We start from the raw sequence: 14,492 nt of genomic DNA on the forward strand, positions 1-14,492 counted from the left end.
TGCGCACTCACTGTCGTTCCCTACTCCCCTGCTTGTGTGCCGTTGCTCGCGCCGGACTCCCCGGCCAGCGCGGCGACCACGGCCTCCGCGGTGCGCCTGCCGAAGCCGGGCACCGCCTCGATCTCTTCGATCCTGGCCTGCTTGAGCTTCTTCACCGAGCCGAAGTGCTTGATCAGCGCGGTGCGGCGAGCCTGCCCCAGCCCGGGCACACTGTCCAATTCGGACGTCTGCAGCCGCTTGGAGCGCTTCTCGCGGTGGTAGGTGATGGCGAAGCGGTGGGCCTCGTCGCGCAGGCGCTGCAGCAGGTACAGCGCCTCGGACGTCCGGGGCAGGATGACCGGGTCGGGGTCGGCGGGCAGCCACACCTCTTCGAGCCGCTTGGCCAGGCCGACCACGGCGATGTCGGTGATGCCGAGCTCGGCCAGCACGTCGGCGGCCGCGGTGGCCTGCGGGCCCGCGCCGTCGACGACCAGCAGGTTCGGCGGGTAGGCGAACTTCTTCGGCCGCCCGGTCTCCGGGTCGAGGCCGGGCTTGCTCGACTCCTCCGCGGTTTCCTTGAGGTAGCGGTAGAACCGGCGTCGTACGACCTCGGCGATGGAGGCGACGTCGCCCTCTTCGGCCGCTTCGCGCAGCGCGAAACGCCGGTACTCGGACTTGCGCGCCAGCCCGTCCTCGAACACGACGAGCGACGCCACGACGTCGCTGCCCTGGATGTGGCTGATGTCGATGCACTCGATGCGCAGCGGCGCGGTGTCCAGGCCGAGGAACTCCTGCAGCTCGGTGAGCGCCGCCGAGCGCGCCGTGAGGTCGCCCGCGCGGCGCAGCTTGTGCTGGGTGAACGCCTCCCCCGCGTTGCGCTCCACGGTTTCGGCGAGGGCCTTCTTGTCGCCGCGCTGCGGCACCCGCAGCTGGACCTTCGAGCCGCGCAGCCCGCTGAGCCACTCGGTGAGCGCGTCGGCGTCCGCGGGCAGCTCGGGCACCAGCACCTCGCGCGGCACGACCGGGCCGGAGTCGACGTCGTCGCGCGCGTCGAGCTCGGCCTGCTCGCCGTAGAACTGGGTGATGAAGTGGTCGACCAGCGCCGGGACGTCCATCTCCTCGGCCTTGTCGATCACCCAGCCGCGCTGGCCGCGGACCCGGCCGCCGCGCACGTGGAAGACCTGGACCGCGGCCTCCAGCTCGTCGTGCGCGAACGCCACGACGTCGGCGTCCGTGCCGTCGCCGAACACCACGGCCTGCTTCTCCATGGCCCGCCGCAGCGCCCCGAGGTCGTCGCGCAGGCGGGCGGCGCGCTCGAACTCGAGCTCCTCGGCCGCGTTCGCCATCTCGGTTTCGAGGCGCTTGATCATGACATCGGTCTTGCCGGCGAGGAAGTCGCAGAAGTCCTCGACGATGTCCCGGTGCTCCTCGGCCGAGACGCGCCCGACGCACGGCGCCGAGCACTTGTCGATGTAGCCGAGCAGGCAGGGCCGCCCGATCTGGCCGTGGCGCCGGAACACCCCGGCCGAGCAGGTGCGGGCCGGGAACACGCGCAGCAGCAGGTCGAGCGTCTCGCGGATGGCCCACGCGTGCGAGTACGGCCCGAAGTAGCGGACGCCCTTGCGGCGCGCGCCGCGGTAGACGTGCAGGCGGGGGAACTCCTCGTTCAGCGTCACCGCGAGCACCGGGTAGCTCTTGTCGTCGCGGTAGCGGACGTTGAAGCGGGGGTCGAACTCCTTGATCCAGTTGTACTCGAGCTGGAGCGCCTCGACCTCGGTGGTGACGACGGTCCATTCGACGCTCGCCGCCGTCGTCACCATCTGGCGCGTGCGCGGGTGCAGGCCGGAGAGGTCGGCGAAGTAGGAGTTCAGCCTGCTGCGGAGGCTTTTCGCCTTGCCGACGTAGATGACCCGCTTGGTCGCGTCGCGGAACTTGTACACGCCAGGGGCCTCCGGGATGCTTCCCGGAGCGGGTCGGTAGGTGGTCGGGTCAGCCACCTCCCCAGACTATGGGTCGGCACCGACAGTTCTCGGTGGCCCCCCGGTCTGCCGCGGCCGGTCGTGAGTGTTCAGGGCGGTTCTAACCGCCCTAAACACTCACGACGCGCGGGCCCGCCGGAAGTAGGGGGTATGTCGGCTTCCGACTTCGGTAGGTGTCCGCGCGGGTGACGCGGTGGTTACTTTCCGACCGGCCGATCCGGCCCCCGTCCGAAAGGATCACCACCGTGAGCACTCTCCGCATCCTCGGCGCCGCCTCCGCGGCCGCCGTCGCGCTGACCCTCGCGGGTGGCGCCGTCGCCTCCGCCGGCGTCCAGCCGAACATCGTCGGCGGCACGACCGCCCCCACCGTCTCCTGGGGTGCCCAGGTGTACGTCAACACGCCAGGGCGCGACTTCGAGGGCTTCAACTGCTCGGGCACGGTGATCGCCGCGCGCTGGGTGCTGACCGCCGTCCACTGCCTCGACCAGGACGGCTCGGGCATGCACGTCAAGGTCGGCAGCAACACGCTGTTCTCGGGCACGGAGATCGCCGTCGACGGCGAGTACGAGTCCCCGAACGGCGACATCGCGCTGCTGCACCTGGCTTCGTCGACGAGCACGACGCCGATCGCGCTCGGGAGCTCGGACCCGGCGCGGGGCAGCACCAACCAGATCTACGGCTGGGGCCGCACCACGCCGACGGGCCCGCCGGCGTCGTCGCTGAAGACGGCGAACGTCCAGGTGACGGGCCGGTCGACGGACGCCTACGGCGGCCCGGCGATCCAGAGCGTCGGCATCAATGGCTCGGCATGGAAGGGCGACTCGGGCGGCCCGCAGGTGGCGAACGGCGTCCAGGTCGGCGTCGCGTCGACGGTCCAGAACCAGAGCGGCTCGAACACGCGCGGCACGAACAACTACGCGAGCGTGGCGGCGAGCCGGTCCTGGATCCGGAGCACCGCGGGCGTCTGATTTCTTCCGGGTGGCGCGGTCCCGACCGCGCCACCCGGAACTGTCGGTGGCGTGTGGGATGCTCGCGGGCATGCGGATCGCCACCTGGAACGTGAACTCCATCGTCCCCCGCCTGCCCCGGGTGCTGGACTGGCTGGAGAAGACGGCACCGGACGTGCTGTGCCTGCAGGAGCTGAAGAACACGACGGAAGCGTTCCCGGCGGCCGAGATCGAGGCGCTGGGCTACGAGGTGGCCGCGTACGGGCTCGGGCGCTGGAACGGCGTCGGGATCGTGTCGCGCGTGGGGCTGACGGACGTGGTGCGCGGGCTGCCGGGCGAGCCGCAGTTCGACGGCGCTTCGGAAGCGCGGGCGGTGGGTGCCACGTGTGGTGGGGTGCGGGTGTGGTCGGTGTACGTGCCGAACGGGCGTGAGCCGGACAACCCGCACTACGCGTACAAACTCGAATGGCTGGAGTCGTTGCGGTCGCTGGTCGCTTCGGAGGTTTCTTCCGGGCCGTTCGCGGTGCTCGGGGACTTCAACGTGGCACCGACCGACGCCGACGTGTGGGACATCGCTTTGTTCGCCGAGTCGACGCACGTGACCAAGCCGGAGCGGGACGCCTTGGCGCGGCTGCGGGACCTCGGGTTGTCGGACGTGTTCCCGCGGCCGTTGAAGTACGACCACCCGTTCACGTACTGGGACTACCGGGCCGGGAACTTCCCGAACAACAAGGGCATGCGGATCGACCTTGTGTACGGGAACGAGGCTTTCGCTTCCGCGGTGACGGATTCGTACGTGGACCGGGAGGCTCGGAAGGGCAAGGGGCCGTCGGACCACGCGCCGATCGTGGTCGACCTGGACCTCTGACACCGGGTTTCCAGCGCCCCAATGTGGCCTCGGTTGCGTCAGACGCACCGAAGGCCGCCTTGGGTGCGTCTGACGCACCGAAGGCCACATTGGGGCGCTTGGGACGTCGCGGGGTCAGCCGCCGGTGGCTGCTCGGTGCAGCTTGCGCAGTGCCCGGACCGCTTCCACCGCCCGGTCCCGGTCCACCGCCTGGACCGCCATCACCGCGTGGTACTCGTCGTCCGGCAGCTCCAGCCGGGCCCACGACGCGCCGTCCGGGAAGCTCACCGAAAGCACGTCCGTCCACGCGAAGCGCCGGGTGATCAGCACGTTGCGGACCTCGATGCCCTCCGCGTCCGCGCGCACCCGGGCGATCGCGAACAGCATCACGCCGCAACCCAGCAGGATGCCGATGCCCACCATCGCGGCCTGGTCGGACCGCTGGAACCGGACCCCCGTGTCGCCGTTGCGCAGCAGCACCGCCACCACCACGAACACCGCCACCAGCGCCACCGCCAGCACGCTGCACATGATCAGCGCGCGGCGGGGCCGGATCACCAGTCGGGTATCCACGATCACACGAAACCCCGCTCGGTCCACGGCTGGCGCAGGCCGCGCAGGACGTGCGCGGTGTCCAGGGCCGCGACCGTCGCCTCGTAGCCCTTGTCCTCCTTCGCGCCCGGACGGCCCGAACGGTCGACCGCCTGCTCGTGCGTGTCGCACGTCAGCACGCCGTTGCCGACCGGGGTGCTCTCGTCCAGGGCCACCCGGGTCAGGCCCGCCGTCACCGCGTCGCACACGTACTCGAAGTGCGGGGTGCCGCCGCGGATGACCACGCCCAGCGCCACCACCGCGTCGTGGTTGCGGGCCAGTGCCTGGGCCACCACCGGGAGCTCGATCGCGCCCGCGACGTGGACCACCGTCGGCTCCTCCTCCAGCTCCGCCTCGCGCGCCGCGACCAGGGCGCGCTCCAGCAGGACGTCGGTGATGTCCGCGTTCCACTTGGTGGCGACGATGCCGAGCTTCAGGGACTTGCAGTCGGAGAGGTCCAGCTGGACGTCGGGACGGCCTTCGCCGCTCACAGAATGCCTCCGTCGGGGTGGTCGGTGCCCGCGCCGACCTGGTCGTAGTGCTCCAGCTGGGCGAGGTCGTGGCCCATCCGGTCGCGCTTGGTCCGCAGGTAGCGCAGGTTCTCCGGGTTCGGCGAGATCGGCAGCGGCACGCGCCCGGTGACGCGCAGGCCGTAGCCCTCGAGGCCGATCCGCTTGGCCGGGTTGTTCGACAGCAGCCGCATGGTGCGGACGCCGAGGTCGCACAGGATCTGCGCGCCCGTGCCGTAGTCGCGGGCGTCGGCCGGGACGCCGAGGGCGAGGTTGGCGTCCACCGTGTCGGCGCCGTCGTCCTGCAGCTGGTAGGCCTGCAGCTTGTGCAGCAGGCCTATGCCACGGCCCTCGTGGCCGCGGATGTAGAGCACGACGCCGCGGCCCTCGGCGGCCACCGCTTCCAGCGCGGCTTCCAGCTGCGGGCCGCAGTCGCAGCGCAGCGAACCGAAGACGTCGCCGGTCAGGCACTCGGAGTGGACGCGCACCAGGATGTCCTGGCCGTCGCCGATTTCGCCGTACACGAACGCGACGTGCTCGATGCCGTCCAGCAGCGAGTCGTAGCCCACCGCGCGGAACGTGCCCGCGGCCAGCGGGATGCGTGCCTCGGCGACGCGCTCGACCTGCTTCTCGGTGCGGCGGCGGTAGGCGATCAGGTCGGCGATGGTGATGATCGCCAGGTCGTGGTCGGCCGCGAACACCTCCAGCTCGTCGCGGCGGGCCATGTCGCCTTCGTCCTTCTGCGACACGATCTCGCACAGCACGCCCGCGGGCGCGAGCCCGGCCATCCGGGCCAGATCGACCGACGCCTCGGTGTGCCCGGGACGGCGCAGCACGCCGCCCCCCTTCGCCCGCAACGGCACGACGTGCCCGGGGCGGCGGAAGTCCTTCGCCGTGGACGCGGGGTCGGCCAGCAGCCGGATCGTGTGCGCGCGGTCGGCGGCCGAGATGCCGGTGCTGATGCCCTCGGCGGCGTCGACCGTGACGCTGTACGCGGTGCCCCGCGCGTCCTGGTTCGTGTGGTACATCGGCGGCAGGTCCAGCCGGTCCGCCTCGGCCTCGGTCAGCGCCACGCAGACGTAGCCCGAGGTGTAGCGGACCATGAAGGCCAGCAGCTCCGGCGTCGCCTTCTCGGCGGCGAAGATGAGGTCGCCTTCGTTCTCGCGGTCCTCGTCGTCCACCACGACGACCGGGCGGCCCGCCGCGATGTCCGCGATCGCCCGCTCGATGGCGTCGGCATCGAACACCGCCCCGGTGCCGCAGGGCGTCCAGCCCGCCTCGGGCTCCGCCGCACTCGTCTCGCTCATGACCGCTCCTCCGTGCCGCCGTCCCGATTGTGCACCTGGTCGCGGATGTGCGCCTCGGCCAGCTTTTCGACGTACTTCGCGACCACGTCGACCTCGAGGTTGACCAGGTCGCCCGCTTCCCGCCCGCCGAGCGTGGTCGCCTCCAGCGTGGTCGGGATCAGGGCCACCGCGAACTGGTCGTCCTTGATCGCCGCGACCGTCAGCGAAACGCCGTCGACCGCGATCGAGCCCTTCTCGACCACGTACCGGGACAGGTGCCCCGGCATGGCGAACGTCGTGACGCCGTTCTCGTCGCGGCCGAGGAACACCCCGGTCCCGTCGACGTGGCCCTGCATGATGTGCCCGCCGAGCCGGCCGCCCGCCGGGGTCGCGCGTTCGAGGTTGACCCGGTCGCCGACGGCGACCTTGGCCAGGCTCGAGCGCTGCAGCGTCTCGTGGACGACGTCGACGGTGAACTCGCCGCCCGCCACCTCGACGACGGTCAGGCACACCCCGCTGACCGCGATCGAGTCGCCGTGCCCGGCATCGCTGGTGACCAGGGGGCCGCGGACCCGCAGCCGCGCCGCGTTGGTCAGCTGCTCGACCGAGGTGACCTCGCCGATCTCCTCGACTATGCCGGTGAACACGTCCGCTGCCTCCTTGTGAGCCGTCCCTGACCATCCAACACCCGAAGCGGCCCGGTGGCTTCTCCGGTGCCGCCCCGGGGTCAGCCGGCCCGGCCGCGGGCCGCCTGCTCGCGCAGTGCGGCGACCGCCTTGCCGGGGTCGCCCGCGCCGTAGACGGCGGACCCGGCGACGAAGCAGTCCACGCCGGCTTCGGCGGCCTGCTCGATGGTCTCGGCGTTGATCCCGCCGTCGATCTCGACGACCAGCTTGAGGTGCCCGGTGTCGACCAGCCGCCGCGCGGCGCGGACCTTCGCCAGGACGTCCGGGATGAACGACTGGCCGCCGAAGCCCGGCTCGACCGACATGACCAGCAGCGTGTCGTAGTGCTTGAGCGCTTCGAGCCACGGCTCGAGCGCGGTGCCCGGCTTGATCGACAGCCCGGCCTTGGCGCCCGCCGCCCGCAGGTTCTTGGCCAGCGCGATCGGGTCCTTCGCGGCCTCGGCGTGCACGGTGACGTTGTAGGCGCCGGCCTCGGCGTACCCGATGGCCCAGCGGTCCGGGTCCTCGATCATCAGGTGGCAGTCGATCGGGACGTCGGTGCTCTTCAGCAGCGCCTTGACCACGGGCAGGCCGAGGGTCAGGTTGGGCACGAAGTGCGCGTCCATGACGTCGACGTGCACCCAGTCGGCGCGGGTCTCCCCCTCGCCGGCGACGGCGGCGATCTCCTCGCCGAGCCGGGCGAAGTCCGCGGACAGGATGCTGGGGGCGATCAGGGGTCGGTCTGCCACGTCCTGAGTGTAGGAGGAGGGTGCTAACGCTCACTAACCGGTTGTGACCAGGATCTGGCTCCGCGGGGGGAGGTGTTGGCCACACGAGCGGCCATAGGCTCGCCGCCATGTCCGGATTCTTCCCGTCCCTGGCGCGGATCGGCACCTACCGCAGCCTCCCGTTCGCCGTCGCGGGCGCCGTCCTCACGGTGCCGGTGTCGCCGTTCGCCCTCGCCGCGGCGGTGTCCGTCGACGCCGATTCGCGCGTCCGGGCCCTGCTCGCCCTGGTCGCCCTGGCGGTGCTGATGGGGTTGCTGGGCCTACTGGGGCCGGTGCGGCGGGGCGGCATCGGCCTGGCGAACCTGCTGCTCGGCACCGCCGTCCCGGCCCCGGCCGGGCGCCCTGACGCGGGGACGCGGCTGCGCTCGGGCCTGTGGCTGGCCCTGCACACGGCGCTGAGCGGGCTGCTGCTGACCGTGCTCGCGTTCCTCGGGCTGGGACTGCTCGTGCCCGCGATCTGGCTGGCCGGCGGCCAGGACCGGATCAGCCTGTTCTGGGACGACGTCCCGCTCGGCGGGTGGACGGTCCCCTTCGGCGTCCTGCTGCTCTTCGGCGCGCTCGTGCTGCTCGCCGGAGCCACCCGCGCGTTCCGCGCCGCCACGGAAGCACTGCTCGGCCCGTCCGAGACCGAACGCACGGCGCTGGCTGAGCGGCGCGCCGCCGTCCTGGCCCAGCGCAACCGGCTGGCCCGGGAGCTGCACGACTCGATCGGGCACACGCTCACGACGTCGACCATCCAGGCGGCGGCCGCGGCCGAGCTGGTCGAGGCGGATCCGGCGCAGGTCCGGCGCGCGCTCGGCACGATCGAAGAGGCGTCGCGCAGCGCGCTCGAGGACCTCGACCACGTCCTGGGCCTCCTGCGCGAGGAACCCGCCACGAAGGAGCCCACGCGCACGCTCGCCGAAGTGGACGTCCTCGCCGTGCGCGCCCGCGAAGCCGGGCTCGACGTCCGGCTAGCCGTCAGCGGGCCGGTCGCCGCACTGCCCGCCACGGTGTCGCGCGAGGGCTACCGGATCGTCCAGGAAGGCCTGACGAACGCCCTGCGCCACGCCGGGCCGGGCGCGGTGGACGTTCGCGTCGAGGCCGGACCGGACCGGCTGGCCATCGCCGTGGTCAACGCGCTGCCGGGCGACGAGCCGCGCGGCGGGCGGCGCGGCCTGACCGGGCTCGCCGAGCGCGTCGAAGCCCTGCGCGGTGCCCTCGAAGCCGGGCCGGACGGGCCGCGGTGGCGGCTCTCGGCGACGATCCCGCTGCGGCCGGGCGCATGACGCCCACCGTGCTCCTGGCCGACGACGAGCCGCTGGTCCGCACCGGCCTGCGGGCGCTGCTCGAACAGCAGGGCCTGACCGTGGTCGGCGAAGCGGCCGACGGCGCCGAGGTGCTGCCCGCGGTGCGCCGGGCCCGGCCGGACGTCGTGCTGATGGACGTCCGGATGCCCGGCACCGACGGCATCGAGGCGACCCGCCTGCTGCTCGACGCGCTCACCGAGCCGCCGAAGGTCCTCGTCGTCACGACGTTCGACAACGACGACTACGTCCACGAAGCCCTGCTGGCCGGGGCGAGCGGGTTCCTGCTGAAGCGGGCACGCAAGGAGGAGTTCGCGCACGCCGTCCGCACGGTCGCGGCCGGGGAGTCGCTCCTGTTCCCCGAGGCGATCCGGCGGCTGGTGACCGGCAGGCCGCCGGGCGGGAGGTACACGCGGGCGGCGAAGGCGCTCACCCGCCGCGAAGCCGAGGTGCTGCGGCTGATCGCCACCGGACTGTCCAATCAGGACATCGCGGCCGCGCTGGTGATCAGCCTCGAGACGGTGAAGACCCACGTGGGCAACATCTTCGGCAAGCTCGGCGCGGCCAACCGCAGCCAGGCCGTGGTGATCGCCTACGAAGCCGGGATCGTCCAGCCGGGCCACCTCGGGTAGGGCTGGCCCCCGGTGCGTTCCGGCGGTCTGCCCCATGCCCCGCGGACTCCCGGCTCCCTAGCGTGGGAGGGACCGAGAGACAGGGGGTTCATCCATGCGGAAATCCTTGCGCGGCAAGCGGATCGTCGCCGTCGGAACGCTCGTCGCGCTGCTCGCCGCCACCACCGCCGCACCGGCGCTCGCCGCCGCCGACCCGGTGCGGTCCGGCCTCGACGTGCTCACCGGGCAAGACGGCGTCCCGGGCGCCGAAGCCGTGATCCAGGACGGCGCCCGGACCCGGGTCGTGCGCGGCGGCACGGGCGACCTCGCCACCGGGAAGCCGTTCCCGCGCGACGGTTCGTACCGCGCGGGCAGCGTCACCAAGACATTCGTCGCCACGGTCGTGCTGCAGCTCGTCGCCGAAGGGCGGGTGCGGCTGGACGCGCCGGTCGAGCGGTACCTGCCGGGGCTGCTGCCGGACCAGCGGATCACCGTGCGGCAGGTACTGCAGCACACGAGCGGGCTGCCGAACTACACCGACGACCTCGCCGACGTCGACCCGGAAACGCTGCGGCACCGCGGCGCCGAGCCGGAAGAGCTGGTGGCGATGGCGCTGAAGCACCCGGCGCTGTTCCAGCCCGGCACGAGCTGGTCGTACTCGAACACCAACTACGTCGTGGCCGGGATGCTCGTCGAACGCGTGACCGGGCACGACCTGAGCGGCGAGATCGCCCGGCGGATCACCGGGCCGCTCGGCTTGCGCGACACGTACTTGCCGCGCCGCGGCGACGAACGGCTGCCGTCGCCGCACGCGGTCGGGTACACGCCGATCGGCGGAAAGCTGGTCGACTTCAGCGACTTCGACGCGACGATCGCCTGGGCGGCGGGCGGCCTGGTGACGACGCCGTCCGACGTGAACCGGTTCTACGGCGCCCTGCTGGGCGGCCGGGTCTTGCGCCCGGCCGAACTGGCCGAAATGAAGCGCACGGTCCCGGCCGACCTCGGGGTGCCGGGCGCCGGGTACGGACTGGGGCTGGGCAGCATCCCGGTGTCGTGCGGCGAGTTCTGGGGCCACGAAGGCGGGATCATCGGGTTCACCAACCTGGCCGGCGTGGGCCCGGGCGGCCGCCGGGCGACGGTGGTGCTGAACGAGAACCCCACCCCGGCCGACACGAACGCGCACCTGCTGGCCGTCACCGACGCGGCGGTGTGTTCGTAGTCCGCCGTTCGCGAGCTTCAGCGCAGGTCGCCTCCCAGTAGCCGGGCGCGAACACCGCGGAGTTCGCCGCCGGTGACACCCGCTTCGAGCAGGTACCGCTCGACGTCGAAGCCGTCGAGCACCGCCATCACGGCCTCTTCCACCGTGGTGCCCCGGTCGGCGAGGACGGCGAAGATGGCCGAATCCTGGCCCGCGGTTCCCATGGCGGCGAACAGGGGCTTGAGGGCTTCGGCGGACAGCGCGTAGTCCGCGGCGATCGCGGCGGGTTCGACGTCGGCCAGCGCGAGCAGCACCAGCGCGATCAACCCGGTCCGGTCCCGGCCGGCGCCGCAGTGGAACAGCACCCCACCGGGACGGGCGCAGGCCATCGCCTTGATGACGGCGGCGCACCGTTCGGCCTTCCGCCGGAGGAAGACGGGGTAGTAGAGCGGGGTGCCGTTGAGCTTCTCCCCGTTGACGTGCTGCCAGAACTCGACGTCCTCGATGTCGTCGAGCGGGACTTCGAGCCGGTCGACGCCCGCCGGGGTGACGGGACCTTCCGCGGCGGCAGTGAACTGCGCCGAACCCGCCTGGGCCGTCAACGGAGTCCGTGCGGGCCGGATCTCGTCCGCGTTCCGGAGGTCGACGACCGTGGCGACGCCGGCCTCGCGCGCTTGCGCCCACCCGGCCTCCGTGACGAACCGGAGGTCGGCGGCCCGGAAGAAGGCTCCCCGGCCGGTCGTGCCGCCGGACCGGGTGGGCAGGCCACCGAGGTCCCTGGTGTTGAAGAAGCCTTCCCAGCTCACCGCTCGGCTCGTGCGCACGCCGTCCTCACTGAGTAGTCAGGGCAACAGGTCCAGGGCCTCGGTCCACGGGCGGCCGATGTCGAGGCGGTGCAGCGTCACCCCGGCGCCCGCGAGGGTGTCGAGGTGACGCTGCCACGCCGGGTGGTGCACCCGGGTGTCCTGGATCTGGTAGGCCACCACGATCGTGATCCCCGGCGCGCCCAGGACATCGCCGAGCACGGTCAGCGCCTGGTTGTCCGCGATGCCGAGCGCCAGCTTGGCGACCGAGTTGGCCGACGCCGGCGCGAAGAGGAACACCGACGGGTCCGGGTGCGGCCGCGGCTCCCCCGGCAGCCGGGAGACGCTGCGGACCGGCAGGTCGGTGGCCGCGGCGACGTCGGCGAGGCCGCCCGTGGACTCCAGCCACCGGTGCGCCGTCGGCGTCAGGGTGATCGCCGGGCGCCAGCCGCGCTCGGTGGCGGGTTTCACCAGCTCGGCGGCGAACCGGGTGTCCAGCCCGCCGCACGAGCCGGCCACCAAGCCGAGGTCCCTCACGGCTTGCGGAGCACGGCGCAGAACATCGCGTCGGTGCCGTGGCGGTGCGGCCACAGCTGGACGTACGGCCCGTCGCCGAGCCGCGGGACGTCCGGGAAGAACTCCTTCGCGTCGAGCACTTCGGCCTTCAGCCGCCGCGCCGTCTCGCCGAACACGCCTTCGGTCTCGGCCAGGTGCGGCGAGCAGACGACGTAGGTGAGCGCGCCGCCGGGCCGCAGCAGCTCGTAGGCCGCGGTGATCAGCTCGCCCTGCAGCTTGGTCAGGTCCGCGACGTCGGACGGCTGGCGGCGCCAGCGCGCCTCCGGCCGCCGCCGCAGCGCACCGAGCCCGCTGCACGGCGCGTCGACCAGGATCCGGTCGTAGCCCGGCTCCAGCCCGCTTTCGCGCCCGTCTCCCACGTGCACCTTCACCGGCAGGCCGCTGGTGGCCTTCTCGACCAGCTTCGCGCGGTGCGGCGCCTTCTCGACGGCGTCGACCGTCGCCCCGCTCAACGCGGCCAGCGCGCCGAGCAGCGCGGCCTTGCCGCCGGGTCCGGCGCACAGGTCGAGCCAGCGCTCGTCGGAGCCGTCGAGCGGCACCTTCGTCGCGGCGATCGCGCACAGCTGGCTGCCCTCGTCCTGGACCGCGGCCAGCCGCTCGCGGACCGGCTCGACGTCGGCCGGGTCGCCCGCGCCGGCGGGCAGGCGCACGCCGTAGGGCGAGTACGGCGCCGGGTCGCCGCCGGTGATCGCGGCCAGCTCGTCGGCGCTGATCTCGCCCGGGCGGGCGACCAGGTGCACCTCGGGCCGCGCGTCGTCGGCCTCGAGCGCCGCCTTGAGCTCGGCGCCCTTGTCCCCCAGCGCTTCCGCGAACGAGCGGGCGATCCAGCGCGGGTGCGCGGTGCGCAGCGCGTAGGCGCCGATCGGGTCGGCGCCCTCGTCGGGGGCCAGCTCGTCCAGCCAGGCCGCTTCGTCCTTTTCGGACACCTTGCGCAGGATGGCGTTGGCGAACCCGGTGGCCCACGAACCGGCTTCCGCGCGCACCAGGTCCACAGTGGACCCGACGGCGGCGTGCTCCGGGATGCGGGTGCGCAGCAGCTGGTAGACGCCGAGGCGCAGCGCGTCGAGCACCGCGGGGTCGGTCTTGGACAGCGGGCGCTCGGCGCACGACTCGATGATCGCGTCGAGCAGGCCCTGCGCCCGCGACGTGCCGTACGCCAGCTCGGTGGCCAGCGCCGCGTCGCGACCGGTGATCCGCCGCTCGCGCAGCAGGTCCGGCAGGACGAGGTTGGCGTAGGCGTCCTTGGTCCGGACGGCCGCGAGGACGTCGAACGCGGCCTGCCGGGCCGGGTCCACCTCCGGCGGGCGGCGGGGCCCTTCCTTGCGCGGTGCCGGGCGGCCCCGCTGCGGCCGTGACGGACGTCGTTCCCTGTGGTCGTTCACCGGAGGCGCTCTCCCTGGTCGATCCTCGTACCGCGCGCCCAGTCGGTGGCCGCCATCCGTTTCTTGCCGGGTGCCTGGACCTCGCCGAGCCGCAACGGCTTCGTCGCCGTCCCGACCAGCACCCGCTTGCGTTCGACCACGATCTCGCCCGGCGGCGGGCCGGGTTCGTCGAGCACCGTGACCGGGCCGAGCTTCAGCCGTTCGCCGCGGAACTCCGCCCACGCGCCCGGGTCCGGCGTCACCGACCGGATCTGCCGGTCGACCGCGGAAGCCGGGTCGGCGAAGGAGATCCGCGCGTCCTCGACCGTCACCTTGGGCGCGTAGCTGACGCCGTCGGCGGGCTGCTCCTGCGCGCGGAGGGTGCCGTCGGCCAGACCGTCCATGGTGGACAGCAGCAGCTTGGCCCCGGACTCCGCGAGCCGCCCGAGCAGCACGCCCGCGGTGTCGGTGGCCCCGATCGTCTCGGTGACGACGCCGTAGACCGGGCCCGCGTCCAGCTCCTTGACGATCCGGAACGTCGACGCGCCGGTGATCTCGTCCCCGGCGCGGATCGCGGCCTGCACCGGCGCGGCGCCCCGCCACGCGGGCAGCAGCGAGAAGTGCAGGTTCACCCAGCCGAGGCGGGGGATGTCGAGGGCGGCCTGCGGCAGCAGCGCGCCGTAGGCGACGACGGGGCAGGCGTCCGGGGCGAAGCTCGGTGAGCCGCGCGAGGAAGGCCGGGTCACTCGCGCGCGACGGCGTCAGGACCTCGATGCCGTGTTCGTCGGCGAGCGCGCCGACCGGCGACCGGACGACCCGGCGGCCGCGGCCGGCCTGGGCGTCGGGCCGGGTGACGACGGCGACGACCTCGTGCCGTCCGGAATCGAGCAGGGCACGCAGGGCGGGGACCGCCGGCTCGGGGGTGCCGGCGAAGACGAGCTTCATCGGCCCACCCCCGGCGAGAGCAGGGAGGATTCACGTGGCTGGAACATCGAGGCCGAGTCTAGAAGGCCCCCGTGATCGCGGCGCGCTCGCGCCCGTAAACCAGGCGACAGCCCGCGAGCTG

At 72.9% G+C, this 14,492-nt stretch carries 15 protein-coding genes and 1 pseudogene; 6 read left to right on the top strand and 10 right to left on the bottom strand.

Features of this window, described 5'->3' with window-relative positions:
• Window positions 1-20: 20 nt before the first annotated feature.
• Window positions 21-1,976: an excinuclease ABC subunit UvrC gene (gene uvrC, locus QP939_RS48470; protein ID WP_285453719.1), complete on the bottom strand. Its 1,956-nt coding sequence runs from the start codon at window positions 1,974-1,976 to the stop codon at window positions 21-23.
• A gap of 227 nt (window positions 1,977-2,203) precedes the next feature.
• Here uvrC and QP939_RS48475 point away from each other — a divergent pair, with 227 nt between their 5' ends.
• Together QP939_RS48475 and QP939_RS48480 are read left to right on the top strand one after the other, a co-directional pair.
• Window positions 2,204-2,926 (top strand): S1 family peptidase, encoded by a 723-nt coding sequence (locus tag QP939_RS48475; RefSeq protein WP_285453720.1) that lies wholly within the window; start codon window positions 2,204-2,206, stop codon window positions 2,924-2,926.
• A gap of 70 nt (window positions 2,927-2,996) precedes the next feature.
• Window positions 2,997-3,773 (top strand): exodeoxyribonuclease III, encoded by a 777-nt coding sequence (locus tag QP939_RS48480; protein ID WP_285453721.1) that lies wholly within the window; start codon window positions 2,997-2,999, stop codon window positions 3,771-3,773.
• Between the two features lie 114 nt (window positions 3,774-3,887).
• Here QP939_RS48480 and QP939_RS48485 read toward each other — a convergent pair whose 3' ends face one another.
• The 5 genes from QP939_RS48485 to rpe all read right to left on the bottom strand — a co-directional run bounded on the left by QP939_RS48485 (window position 3,888) and on the right by rpe (window position 7,537).
• On the bottom strand, window positions 3,888-4,331 hold the full coding sequence (locus QP939_RS48485; protein ID WP_285453722.1) for a PH domain-containing protein: 444 nt from the start codon (window positions 4,329-4,331) through the stop codon (window positions 3,888-3,890).
• Window positions 4,328-4,834: a 6,7-dimethyl-8-ribityllumazine synthase gene (gene ribH / locus QP939_RS48490; RefSeq protein WP_285453723.1), complete on the bottom strand. Its 507-nt coding sequence runs from the start codon at window positions 4,832-4,834 to the stop codon at window positions 4,328-4,330. The genes QP939_RS48485 and ribH overlap by 4 nt, the downstream gene beginning before the upstream one ends.
• Window positions 4,831-6,159 carry a bifunctional 3,4-dihydroxy-2-butanone-4-phosphate synthase/GTP cyclohydrolase II gene (locus QP939_RS48495; RefSeq protein ID WP_285453724.1) on the bottom strand — a complete coding sequence of 443 codons (1,329 nt, stop codon included), beginning with the start codon at window positions 6,157-6,159 and terminating at the stop codon, window positions 4,831-4,833. Before QP939_RS48495 ends, ribH begins: the two co-directional genes overlap by 4 nt.
• Window positions 6,156-6,785 carry a riboflavin synthase gene (locus QP939_RS48500; RefSeq protein WP_285453725.1) on the bottom strand — a complete coding sequence of 210 codons (630 nt, stop codon included), beginning with the start codon at window positions 6,783-6,785 and terminating at the stop codon, window positions 6,156-6,158. The genes QP939_RS48495 and QP939_RS48500 overlap by 4 nt, the downstream gene beginning before the upstream one ends.
• An 80-nt stretch (window positions 6,786-6,865) precedes the next feature.
• Window positions 6,866-7,537, bottom strand: a complete 672-nt coding sequence (rpe, locus tag QP939_RS48505; protein WP_285460011.1) for a ribulose-phosphate 3-epimerase — start codon at window positions 7,535-7,537, stop codon at window positions 6,866-6,868.
• 122 nt (window positions 7,538-7,659) lie between these two features.
• Between rpe and QP939_RS48510 the strand changes: the two genes are divergently transcribed.
• The 3 genes from QP939_RS48510 (at window position 7,660) to QP939_RS48520 (ending at window position 10,707) form a co-directional block, all read left to right on the top strand.
• Complete coding sequence (locus QP939_RS48510; RefSeq protein ID WP_285453726.1) at window positions 7,660-8,859, top strand: sensor histidine kinase; 1,200 nt, start codon at window positions 7,660-7,662, stop codon at window positions 8,857-8,859.
• A complete protein-coding gene (locus QP939_RS48515; protein ID WP_285453727.1) occupies window positions 8,856-9,509 on the top strand; it encodes a response regulator transcription factor in 654 nt (217 codons plus the stop codon). The genes QP939_RS48510 and QP939_RS48515 overlap by 4 nt, the downstream gene beginning before the upstream one ends.
• A gap of 94 nt (window positions 9,510-9,603) precedes the next feature.
• Window positions 9,604-10,707 (top strand): serine hydrolase domain-containing protein, encoded by a 1,104-nt coding sequence (locus tag QP939_RS48520; RefSeq protein WP_285453728.1) that lies wholly within the window; start codon window positions 9,604-9,606, stop codon window positions 10,705-10,707.
• A 17-nt stretch (window positions 10,708-10,724) separates the two neighbouring features.
• Here the strand turns inward: QP939_RS48520 and QP939_RS48525 are convergent, their stop codons facing one another.
• From QP939_RS48525 to fmt, 4 genes and pseudogenes are all read right to left on the bottom strand, one after another.
• Entirely contained in the window at window positions 10,725-11,510 is a 786-nt protein-coding gene (locus QP939_RS48525; protein WP_285453729.1) for a tyrosine-protein phosphatase, read from the bottom strand.
• A gap of 18 nt (window positions 11,511-11,528) precedes the next feature.
• Window positions 11,529-12,026 (bottom strand): flavoprotein, encoded by a 498-nt coding sequence (locus QP939_RS48530; RefSeq protein ID WP_285453730.1) that lies wholly within the window; start codon window positions 12,024-12,026, stop codon window positions 11,529-11,531.
• The gene (locus QP939_RS48535) at window positions 12,023-13,447 is read right to left on the bottom strand and encodes an RsmB/NOP family class I SAM-dependent RNA methyltransferase (RefSeq protein WP_285453732.1); all 1,425 of its coding nucleotides are present in this window, start codon (window positions 13,445-13,447) and stop codon (window positions 12,023-12,025) included. Before QP939_RS48535 ends, QP939_RS48530 begins: the two co-directional genes overlap by 4 nt.
• Window positions 13,444-14,317: pseudogene (gene fmt, locus QP939_RS48540) on the bottom strand (methionyl-tRNA formyltransferase). The gene QP939_RS48535 and the pseudogene fmt overlap by 4 nt, the downstream one beginning before the upstream one ends.
• Here fmt and QP939_RS48545 point away from each other — a divergent pair.
• Entirely contained in the window at window positions 14,204-14,446 is a 243-nt protein-coding gene (locus tag QP939_RS48545) for a hypothetical protein (RefSeq protein WP_285460050.1), read from the top strand. The pseudogene fmt and the gene QP939_RS48545 sit on opposite strands and share 114 nt — an antisense overlap.
• Window positions 14,447-14,492 lie beyond the last annotated feature (46 nt).

It is taken from the genome of Amycolatopsis nalaikhensis (genome assembly GCF_030264295.1).
GTDB classification, from domain to species: domain Bacteria; phylum Actinomycetota; class Actinomycetes; order Mycobacteriales; family Pseudonocardiaceae; genus Amycolatopsis; species Amycolatopsis nalaikhensis.

Excerpts from the sequence above, each read along its gene's own strand:
- QP939_RS48510 (WP_285453726.1), top strand. The coding sequence starts at position 7,660 with ATGTCCGGATTCTTCCCGTCCCTGGCGCGGATCGGCACCTACCGCAGC.
- QP939_RS48520 (WP_285453728.1), top strand. The coding sequence starts at position 9,604 with ATGCGGAAATCCTTGCGCGGCAAGCGGATCGTCGCCGTCGGAACGCTC.
- QP939_RS48495 (WP_285453724.1), bottom strand. The coding sequence starts at position 6,159 with ATGAGCGAGACGAGTGCGGCGGAGCCCGAGGCGGGCTGGACGCCCTGC.
- QP939_RS48480 (WP_285453721.1), top strand. The coding sequence starts at position 2,997 with ATGCGGATCGCCACCTGGAACGTGAACTCCATCGTCCCCCGCCTGCCC.
- QP939_RS48515 (WP_285453727.1), top strand. The coding sequence starts at position 8,856 with ATGACGCCCACCGTGCTCCTGGCCGACGACGAGCCGCTGGTCCGCACC.